Origin of the sequence: Mycobacterium sp. NAZ190054 (assembly GCF_001545925.1) — a bacterium.
Classification (GTDB): domain Bacteria; phylum Actinomycetota; class Actinomycetes; order Mycobacteriales; family Mycobacteriaceae; genus Mycobacterium.
In genome coordinates this window covers 1-3,252 of the sequence record NZ_LMVQ01000347.1, presented here as the reverse complement: position 1 = coordinate 3,252, position 3,252 = coordinate 1, and the positions used below count along the sequence as shown (strand labels likewise).

Sequence of the window (3,252 nt, the reverse complement as noted above, 5' to 3'; positions counted from 1 at the left end):
CAGACGTCTTCACCGACCAGCAGGCCGTTGCGGTAGGGCCAGATCATGTGCTCGGCGGTCTTCACCAGATAGGTGGCGTCAGGGTCGACGGGCATGAACCGGTTCAGCCGCGCGTCCAGGCCGGCCTGAGTCCCGGGCCGCGGCCCATCCGCGTGCGACCCTTCCGGAGCCTGTTGCGGCTGCCGGGACCGGCCTGCCTGCCCCCGCTGCCACGGCGGCAGATCACCGGCGTCGGCCGAGTGCGGCCGCGAGCCGTTCTCCGGACCGGGTCCTGCGGCGGTGCCGTTGGCTGCGTCACCCGGACGCGGGTAGCCCGGCTCCTTCGGTGAGCTCACCTACGACTCCTCACTGGCCGGTCGCCTCCGGGTCGGTGTTGACCTCGTCGGTGCTGTCGCCGGCCTCGGCGTTGCGCGCGATCGCGATAAGTGTGTCGCCCTCGCCGAGGTTCATCAACCGAACGCCCTTGGTCTGGCGGCCGGCCTTACGCACCTGACGTGCGGCGGTCCGGATGACGCCGCCACCGGAGGTGATGGCGTACAACTCGGTGTCGTCGTCGACGATCAACGCTCCGACCAGCGTGCCACGCCGCTTGTCGAACTGGATGGTCAGCACCCCTTTACCGCCACGGCCCTGAACCGGGTACTCCTCGATCGCGGTCCGCTTGGCGTATCCACCGGAGGTGGCCACCAGCAGGTAGGTGTCCTCCCGCACCACGTTGAGCGAGAGCAGCGCGTCGTCGCCGTTGAACCGCATGCCCTGCACGCCGGAGGTCGCGCGGCCCATCGGACGCAGTGCCTCGTCGGTGGCCGAGAACCGGATCGACTGCCCGTTCGCCGACACCAGCAACAAGTCGTCGTCCGACGAACACAACACCGCACCCACCAACTCGTCACCGTCGCGCAGGTTCACCGCGACGATGCCGCCGGAACGGTTCGAGTCGAAGTCGACCAGCCTGGACTTCTTGACCAGGCCGTTGCGGGTGGCCAGTACCAGGTACGGCGCGTCCTCGTAGCTCTTGATCTGGATGACCTGGGCGATGCGCTCCTCCGGCTGGAAGGCCAACAGGTTGGCAACGTGCTGGCCGCGTGCCGTGCGGGACGCCTCGGGCAGGTCGTACGCCTTGGCCCGGTACACCCGGCCCTGCGTGGTGAAGAACAGGATCCAGTCGTGCGTCGAGCACACGAAGAAGTGGTTGACGATGTCGTCCTGCTTGAGACCGGCACCCTGCACACCCTTGCCGCCGCGCTTCTGGCTGCGGTACAGATCGGTCTTGGTGCGCTTGGCATAGCCGGTTTCGGTGATCGTGACGACGACGTCCTCGCGCGCGATCAGGTCCTCGTCGGCGACGTCACCGTCGGCCGGCACGATCCGCGTACGACGGTCGTCCCCGTGCTTGTCGACGATCTCCTTGAGCTCGTCGTGCACGATCGCACGCTGCCGCTCCGGCTTGGCGAGGATGTCCTCGAGATCGGCGATCTCGGCCTCGATCTTGGCCAGATCGTCGATGATGCGCTGACGTTCCAGGGCGGCCAGGCGCCGCAGCTGCATGTCGAGGATCGCCTGGGCCTGGATCTCGTCGATGTCGAGCAACTCGATGAGACCGGCGCGGGCGATCTCGACGGTCTGCGACGCCCGGATCAACGCGATGACCTCGTCGAGCGCGTCGAGCGCCTTGACCAGACCGCGCAGGATGTGAGCCCGCTCGTTGGCCTTGCGCAGCCGGTAGGTGGTCCGGCGGACGATGACGTCGAGCTGATGGCTGACGTAGTAGCGGATCAGCTGGTCGAGCCGCAGCGTGCGCGGCACCCCGTCGACGATCGCCAGCATGTTGGCGCCGAAGCTGGTCTGCAGCTGGGTGTGCTTGTAGAGGTTGTTGAGCACCACCTTGGCCACGGCGTCGCGTTTGATCTCCACGACGATCCGCAGACCCACGCGGTCGCTGGACTGATCCTCGATGTTCGAGATGCCCGTGAGCTTGCCGTCGCGGACCTGCTCGGCGATCGAGGTGATGAAGTTGTCGTGGTTGACCTGATACGGCAACTCGGTGATCACCAGCGAGGTACGGCCGCGGCTGTCCTCTTCGATCTCGACCACACCGCGCATCCGGATCGAACCGCGCCCGGTCTTGTAGGTGTCCTCGATGCCCTGCGAGCCGACGATCAGACCGTGGGTCGGGAAGTCCGGCCCCTTGACCCGCGCGCAGACCGCTTCGAGGGTGGCTTCCTCGTCTGCCTCGTGGTTGTCCAGGCACCAGTACACGGCCTCGGCGAGCTCACGCAGGTTGTGCGGCGGGATGTTGGTGGCCATGCCGACCGCGATGCCGCCCGAACCGTTGGCGAGCAGGTTCGGGAACCGGCTCGGCAGAACCGTCGGCTCCTGTACCCGGCCGTCGTAGTTCGGAATGAAATCGACTGTCTCCTCGTCGATTTCGCGCAGCATCTCCATCGCCAACGGAGTCAGCCGCGCTTCGGTGTACCTCATCGCCGCCGGCGGGTCGTTACCGGGGGAGCCGAAGTTGCCCTGCCCGTCGACCAGCGGGTAGCGCAGCGACCACGGCTGTGCCATCCGGACCAGCGTGTCGTAGATCGAGGCGTCGCCGTGCGGGTGGTAGTTACCCATCGTCTCGGCAACGGAGCGTGCGGATTTCGCGTGTCCGCGGTCCGGCCGGAAGCCGGAGTCGAACATCGCGTAGAGCACCCGGCGGTGCACCGGCTTGAGGCCGTCCCGGACCTCCGGCAACGCGCGGCCCACGATCACGCTCATCGCGTAATCGATGTAGCTGCGCTGCATCTCCTGCTGGATGTCGACCGGCTCGATCCGGTCGCCTGCTTCGCCGCCCGGAGGCAACGTGGTGTCAGTCATGAACTTTTCCTATTTCAGGTTAAACATCAAGGAAGCGAACATCTTTGGCATTTCGGGTGATGAAGCTGCGCCGGGCCTCTACGTCCTCACCCATCAGGATGGAGAACAGTTCGTCGGCCGCGGCAGCGTCGTCGAGGGTGACCTGCCGCAGCACCCGCACCGTCGGATCCATCGTGGTCTCCCACAGCTCCTTGGCGTCCATCTCACCGAGACCCTTGTAACGCTGGATGCCGTCCTCGACGTTGATCCGCTTACCCGCGGCCCGGCCGGCTTCGAGCAGTCCGTCGCGCTCCCGGTCGGAGTACGCGAACTCCGGGTCGGCGCGCTGCCACTTCAACTTGTACAGCGGCGGCTGCGCCAGGAAGATATGGCCGTTCTCCACAAGCGGTT

Annotated in this window: 1 protein-coding gene and 2 pseudogenes; all 3 read right to left on the bottom strand. The window is 66.5% G+C overall.

What is annotated here, in order from left to right:
* Nucleotides 1-335 (bottom strand): annotated as a pseudogene (locus ASJ79_RS21355) (hypothetical protein); the annotation flags it as partial.
* 10 nt (nt 336-345) lie between these two features.
* Nucleotides 346-2,862, bottom strand: a complete 2,517-nt coding sequence (gene gyrA, locus ASJ79_RS21350) for a DNA gyrase subunit A (RefSeq protein ID WP_067959609.1) — start codon at nt 2,860-2,862, stop codon at nt 346-348.
* A 19-nt stretch (nt 2,863-2,881) separates the two neighbouring features.
* Nucleotides 2,882-3,252, bottom strand: a pseudogene (locus tag ASJ79_RS21345) (DNA topoisomerase IV subunit B); the annotation flags it as partial.